This window comes from Rhodovulum sp. (genome assembly GCF_011048875.1).
GTDB lineage: Bacteria > Pseudomonadota > Alphaproteobacteria > Rhodobacterales > Rhodobacteraceae > Rhodovulum > Rhodovulum tesquicola.
The window spans coordinates 1-6,488 of record NZ_DSDD01000039.1 but is presented as its reverse complement, the minus strand read 5'-3'; the positions used below and the strand labels follow the sequence as shown (position 1 = coordinate 6,488).

Annotated in this window: 6 protein-coding genes and 1 pseudogene; 5 read left to right on the top strand and 2 right to left on the bottom strand. The window is 65.8% G+C overall.

Translation table 11 applies throughout. The features are described from left to right. The 4 genes and pseudogenes from ENN83_RS01470 to ENN83_RS01455 form a co-directional block, all read left to right on the top strand. Positions 1 to 485 (top strand): annotated as a pseudogene (locus ENN83_RS01470) (hypothetical protein); the annotation flags it as partial. Positions 486 to 714: 229 nt separating this feature from the next. Beyond that, positions 715 to 1,725: a glycine betaine ABC transporter substrate-binding protein gene (locus ENN83_RS01465; RefSeq protein WP_414707604.1), complete on the top strand. Its 1,011-nt coding sequence runs from the start codon at positions 715 to 717 to the stop codon at positions 1,723 to 1,725. A gap of 77 nt (positions 1,726 to 1,802) precedes the next feature. After that, a complete protein-coding gene (locus ENN83_RS01460; RefSeq protein WP_414707603.1) occupies positions 1,803 to 2,690 on the top strand; it encodes an ABC transporter permease in 888 nt (295 codons plus the stop codon). Next, positions 2,687 to 3,697, top strand: coding sequence for a quaternary amine ABC transporter ATP-binding protein (locus tag ENN83_RS01455; RefSeq protein ID WP_287183254.1), 1,011 nt, complete (start codon positions 2,687 to 2,689; stop codon positions 3,695 to 3,697). The genes ENN83_RS01460 and ENN83_RS01455 overlap by 4 nt, the downstream gene beginning before the upstream one ends. Before the next feature lie 226 nt (positions 3,698 to 3,923). On the opposite strand, the gene ENN83_RS01450 is transcribed toward ENN83_RS01455, so the two are convergent. Continuing rightward, on the bottom strand, positions 3,924 to 4,430 hold the full coding sequence (locus tag ENN83_RS01450) for a hypothetical protein (RefSeq protein ID WP_287183252.1): 507 nt from the start codon (positions 4,428 to 4,430) through the stop codon (positions 3,924 to 3,926). A 45-nt stretch (positions 4,431 to 4,475) separates the two neighbouring features. Between ENN83_RS01450 and ENN83_RS01445 the strand changes: the two genes are divergently transcribed. Next, positions 4,476 to 5,483, top strand: coding sequence for an NAD-dependent epimerase/dehydratase family protein (locus ENN83_RS01445; protein ID WP_414707602.1), 1,008 nt, complete (start codon positions 4,476 to 4,478; stop codon positions 5,481 to 5,483). Positions 5,484 to 5,681: 198 nt separating this feature from the next. Here ENN83_RS01445 and ENN83_RS01440 read toward each other — a convergent pair. Then, the coding region (locus ENN83_RS01440) for an NAD-binding protein (RefSeq protein WP_287183250.1) at positions 5,682 to 6,488 on the bottom strand (807 nt) is incomplete at its 5' end.

Sequence of the window (6,488 nt, the reverse complement as noted above, 5' to 3'; positions counted from 1 at the left end):
GCGCGCTGGGGCTGGGGGGGCTGGCCTTCCTGATCTTCGGGCCGATTTCCAACCTGCTTCTCTGGGTCTTCGCCGAAAAGTGGTTCTATCCCCACGCGCTGCCGACCGACTGGGGGTTCGGCTGTCGGGGGCGGGTGTTCTCGCCCCGCGGCGGCGCGTGGGAGGCGCTGGCCCGCCTGCCCTTGTCCGCCCGGGCGCTGATCCTGATCTCGTTCCTGATCCCGCAGGCGTTCCCGAACCTGACCGTCCATGTCAACATCGCGCGCGTGTTCTACCAGATCGGGTTGAACGGCACGATCGCGGGGGTGGCGATCGTGCATACGGTGCACGCGCTGGTGCCGCTGACGCTGTTCACCGCGGCGGCGGGCGGGAATTACCGGATCGCCTCGATCACCGCGCTGGTGCTTGTGGTGCCCTCGGTGGTCTTCATGCTGGCGGTCGAGCGGTTTCTCAAGGCCGACATGCTGTCCCGGATCGGCAAGTAGACCGGCCCGGGGGGGCCGGGGCGGCCGCGGGCGCTGCGGCGGGCCTCCGGCTTGCAATCCGGGGCGGGCTGCCCTCTACTGTGGCGACCGGATGGGCAGTCGCCTGCGCCTTTCGGCGCATGGAGTGATGCGGCCGCCCATTGCTTCGCTGGCAGCAGCGTCCTCGCAATCTCGACGTGCGGGCGCGGTCTGTCGCCAAACGAACGATGGAAAGATCAGGGGGAACCTCGTGCAGAACAGAACCTTCGGGGCAATCGCATCGATTGCCGGTGCAATCGCCTTTGGCTCCGTGGCCGCCGCGGATGAATGCGCAAGCGTGTCGATCGCGGAAATGAACTGGGCGTCGGCCGAGTTCATGGCCAATGTGGACGCGCTGATCCTGGAACTGGGATATGGCTGCGACGTCTCGCTCGTGCCGGGCGCGACCGAAACCACCTTCGCGTCGATGGAAACGCGCGGCCAACCCGATGTGGCGCCCGAATTGTGGATCAATTCCGTGCGCATCGCGCTGGAGGCGGCAAAGGCCGAGGGCACGCTGCACGCGCTGAACGATGGCCCGATCACGGGCCTGGGCGAAGGCTGGTGGATTACGCCCGCCTTCGCCGAAGCGCATCCCGAGCTTGATACGGTGGAAAAGGTCCTGGCCCGCCCCGACCTGTTCCCCCATCCCGAGGACCCCTCGCGCGGTGCCTTTGTCGGCTGTCCGGCCGGCTGGGGCTGCCAGCTGGTCAATGCGAACCTGTTCCGTGCCTTCGGCATGGAGGAAAAGGGATGGATCCTGGTCGATCCGGGCTCTGCTGCCGGGCTGGACGGGTCGATGGCCCGGGCCGTCGAACGGGGCGAGCCGTGGTTCGGCTATTACTGGTCGCCCACGGCGATGATCGGGCGCTACGGCATGGTCGCGCTGCCCTTCGAGACCGAATGGGCCGGCTCCGAAAACTGGGACGGTTGTATCGCGCTGTCCGAACAGGACTGCCTCGATCCGCAGCCCACCTCATGGACCGTATCGGAAGTCGAAACCGTGGTGACCACGCGCTTCCTGGAAACGGCGGGCGTTGCGAGAGACTACTTTGCGGCGCGCGTCTTTCCGGGCGACGTGATGAACGCGATGCTCGTCTACATGAACGAGAACCAGGCCACCGGCGAGGAAGCCGCGTTCGAATTCCTTGCCAGCCACGAAGACATCTGGACCGCCTGGGTGCCCGAGGATGTCGCAAACCGCATCCGCGCCGGGCTTTGACGCCGGGCGCCTGATCTGACGGACGGGGCGCCCTGCCGCGCCCCGTCCCCGTCTGCTTTCCGCAAGGAGTGCGCGTCGTGGATTTCCTGACAACCTTTCCGTCCATGGGCCGCGCCGATCTGGCCGCCCTGCGCCGCGGCATAGATGCCGGCTTCCGCGATTTCTCGCGCGAATGGGGCGAAGCCATCGAAGCCTTCTTCCATCCCTTGCTGATGTTCCTGGTCTGGTTCGACAAGCTTCTGGTGAACACGCCCTGGCCCGTCATCCTCGGGGTCATCGGCATTCTGGTCTGGGCCGGGTCGCGCAGCTGGGTGATGACGCTTGGCAGCGTGGCGGCGTTCTTCCTGATCGGCTATTTCGGCATGTGGCAGGACACGATGTCGACGCTGGCCATCATCTCGGTCGCGACGATCCTGTGCATCGCGATCGGCATTCCGCTGGGCATCCTGATGGCGCGCTCCAACCGCGCGCAATCGACGATCACGCCGGTTCTGGACGTGATGCAGACCATCCCCTCCTTCGTCTATCTCATCCCGGTCGTGATGCTTCTGGGCATCGGGCGCGTGCCGGGGCTGATCGCGGTGTGCATCTACGCCCTGCCGCCCATCGTGCGGCTGACGAATCTCGGCATCCGGCTGGTGGACCGCGACGTGCTCGAGGCATCGACGGCCTTTGGCGCCTCGGGCTGGCAGAAGCTGTGGGGCGTGCAGGTGCCGCTGGCGCTGCCCAACATCTTTGCGGGCATCAACCAGACGATCATGATGGCGCTGGCGATGGTGGTGATCGCCTCGATGATCGGGGTGCAGGGGCTGGGCGTTCCGGTCCTGCGCGCGATTTCCAACCAGTACCTGGCGCTTGGCGTGATGAACGGGCTGGCCATCGTGGCGCTGGCGATCATCTTCGACCGGGTGTCGCAACGCTATGGCCAGCGGCTTCAGGCCCATCGCAAGGGGCATGGCCAATGAGTGACGCCAAGATCTCGATCCGGAACCTGTACAAGATTTTCGGTCGGGCCCCGGACAAGGTGCTGCAGCTGGTCCGCGACGGCGTGTCGAAGGAGGACCTGCTTGCGCGGCATGACCACGTTCTGGGGATCAACGATGTCAGCCTGGATGTCCAGCCGCACGGGTTGCAGGTCGTCATGGGCCTGTCGGGGTCGGGAAAATCGACCCTGATCCGCCATATCAACCGGCTGATCGACCCGACAGCCGGGGAAATCCTGATCGACGGCGAGGATGTGCTGCGCATGTCCGAAAGCCGGTTGCGGGACCTGCGGCGGTTCAGGATGTCGATGGTGTTCCAGAAATTCGGATTGCTGCCGCATCGCAAGGTGCTTCAGAACGTGGCCTACGGGTTGCAGGTGCAGGGGAAATCCGAAACGGAAAGCACCAGGGCCGCGCGTCACTGGATCGCGCGGGTGGGTCTTGACGGCTACGAGAACCACTATCCCGCCCAGCTTTCGGGCGGCATGCAGCAGCGCGTGGGGCTGGCGCGTGCGCTGGCCACCGATGCCGACATCCTGTTGATGGACGAGGCCTTTTCGGCGCTCGATCCGCTTATCCGCACCGAGATGCAGGGCATCTTGCTGGAATTGCAGCAGGAACTGCACAAGACCATCATCTTCATCACGCATGATCTGGACGAGGCGCTGCGGCTTGGCGACAATATCGCGATCCTGCGCGATGGCGCGGTCGTGCAGCAGGGCAGCGCGCAACAGATCGTGCTGCGGCCCGCCGACGATTACATCCGCGATTTCGTCAAGGACATCAATCGCGGGCGGGTCATCCGGCTTGGGTCGCTGGTCGAAGGCACGGCCCCCGGCGGGCCGGTCCTGCCGCATGACACCCTGCTTGAAGACGCGCTTGTGCACCTGTCCGACGCACCGCAACAACGCGTGGCCGTTTCGGACAGGTCGGGCCGGATCATCGGCGGGGTCGATCTGAAAACGGCCATCCGGGCCCTCCACGTGTGACGCGGTGCCCGCTGGCGGGCCGACCGGGGCGCGTCAGCCCCCGCGCGTTGCCGGCCGTCGAAAATCTCCCTGACGCGCCAAGGAATGCTCGGGCCAGGACCGAATTCCCCGAAGCGCCCGGATGGACGCGTTGTCATCGCAAGACATCTGTCCACAGACTCGAAAAGGGTGACGAATCGCGTGGGGGATCTTCCACAATCTCACCACAGTGTTTGAACTGTCGGGCTCATGGGGGAGGGGCATGCCGGGAAGACAGGTCCGCCTTGTTGCGGGGGTGGCGCTGCTGATGTGCAGCGGCGCTCATACGCAACAGGGCCCGTTGCCCGCCGTGGTTGCCGTGCCCGCCGAAATCATGGAACTCGCGGAAACCGCCACCCTCAACCGCGCGGGCAGCAGCGCATTGCCCATCAATTGCCCGGTTTCCGTCATGCGGGCCGTTGTCGCATGACAGGGCCGGACGTTTCACCAGAATCGGGTTTCTGTCAATCGAGGCGATGACCGCTGCGGTCTGCCTGTCCACGAAACCGGCAAAGGGGCGGAATGCCGGGCTCTGGCCGACAATGCGACGATGGCGGGCTTGCCGCGCCGGGCGTTCTTCGGGGCGTGTCCCGGCGTCCTCGGCATCCGGCCGCAGCCCGTCCACCGGAAACGGAATTGCCTCGGCGGCGTCACTGGGGCAGGGTCGCGCTGATCCTGCGGCGAAGGGAAGATCCATGGCGAGCACGACATCCATCAGGCCCGGCGCCCCGCTCGGGGCCGGTTCCGAACGAGTCGCATCGTGACCAGACGCGCCTTCATCACCGGCACGGCGGGGTTCATCGGGTTTCACCTTGCGGAACTGCTGTTGCAAGAGGGATGGCAGGTCGCGGGCTATGACGGCATGACCTCCTATTACGACCTCCGGCTCAAGGAACGGCGCCATGCCATCCTTTGCCAGCACGCGGGGTTCCGGGCGACCGAGGCGATGCTGGAGGACGAGGCGGCGCTGGCAGCCGCGGTGGAGAGCGCCGCGCCGGATGTCATCGTGCATCTGGCCGCGCAGGCGGGCGTGCGCTACAGCCTCGAAAACCCGCGGGCCTATATCGACGCCAATATCGTCGGCACCTTCAACCTGATGGAAGCCGCAAGGCGGACCGGGGTCGCCCATCTGCTGATGGCCTCGACCTCGTCGGTCTATGGCGCCAACACCGAGATGCCCTTTGCCGAGAGCCAGAAGGCCGACACCCCGCTGACGATCTATGCCGCCACCAAGAAGGCGACCGAGGCGATGGGCCATTCCTGGGCGCATATCCACGGCATCCCCACCACGATGTTCCGCTTCTTCACCGTCTACGGGCCATGGGGGCGGCCCGACATGGCGCCAATCAGGTTCGCGAAGGGCATCGCCGAGGGCACGCCCATCGACATCTACAACAATGGCGAGATGTGGCGCGACTTTACCTATGTCAGCGACCTTGTCCGCGCGATCCGGCTGTTGATCGACGCGGTGCCCGGCGGGCCCGAAACGGCGGTCGAGGGCGACAGCCTCAGCCCCGTGGCGCCGTTCCGCGTGGTCAATATCGGCAATTCGACAAGCGTGCGCCTGCTGGATTTCATCGAGGCGATCGAGCAGGAGCTAGGCGCAAGGGCGATCCGCAACTACATGGGCATGCAGACCGGCGATGTCCCGGCGACCTGGGCAGATGCAAGCCTTCTGCAGCGGCTGACCGGCTACCGGCCCGAAACCGGCTTTCGCGAGGGCGTCGCGCGGTTCATCGCGTGGTATCGCGACTATTATGCCGCATGAGTTTCCGCCGCGCGCCCGGGGGGAGGTTCTGCCCCGCCACGCGCCGGATCCGCACCCGTGCCGGGACCGCGTGTCCATCCCGCCCTTGCTCCTTCCGGCCCGGAACAGAAGGACCGATAACAGACATTATGTGATGCCCGGCTTGCGCGAAGGCGCTGCCGGTCATCCCGGGCACGGGCGGCACGGGTCCTTGTGCCCTCAGCCCCTGTTCAACGCGTTCAGGGTCTGTTCGGCAAGACTGATCCCGGCCTGGTTCATGGTCAAATGGGTATAATCCGCGCCGGCATCGCGGATCTGTTCCTCGTGGGATTCATGCAGGGCGTGCGACACGATCGGCCCGGTAAAGCCGCGCGCGCGCAGCGAGCGGGCGGCGGTCAGCTTGGCCTCGAGATCGTCCATCGCGAGGATGGCGGCCCGGATCTGTCCCAGGTCGCAACTGTGCCAGAAATGGCTGTCCTCGGCATCGGCGAAGAACACGTTGCGCCCGGCCTCCTGGTGGGCCTTGGCCTTGTAGGTGTCGGAATCGAGACCCAGCGGCCGGAACCCCTGGTCGGCCATGACGCGGTAGGCGGCGCTGCCGGTGCGGCCCATGCCGAAGATCAGCACATCGGCATCGCCCATCTTCTGGGGCTGTTCGTCGGGGTGGATGGTGTTTTGCTGAAAGATGCGCAGCCGATGCTCGAACCGCTCGTAGAGCGGATGCGCGAAACGGTTGAGCGGGGCCGCGATCACGAAGGAGATCGACACCGCGATGGCCAGCGGCACCAGATATTCGGGCAGCACGCCCGCCGCCACGATCAGCCCGAACTCGGAATAGGCGGTCAGGCTGAGCGCGGTCAGGAAGGCGCTGCGCGGGGTAAGCTTGAACGCGATCATGAGCGCGAAGAACAGCACCCCCTTGAGCGCGAGCGCGACGCCCGCCACCAGCGCGAACATCATCGCGCCCCAGTCCGGCAGGCCGGTCAGGCCGATCTGGAGGAAGAAGCCGACAAGGAAGATCTCCTT

Bases quoted from the DNA above. Each gene is read 5' to 3' on its own strand.
- ENN83_RS01450 (WP_287183252.1), bottom strand. From the start codon at position 4,430: ATGGATGTCGTGCTCGCCATGGATCTTCCCTTCGCCGCAGGATCAGCG.
- ENN83_RS01455 (WP_287183254.1), top strand. From the start codon at position 2,687: ATGAGTGACGCCAAGATCTCGATCCGGAACCTGTACAAGATTTTCGGT.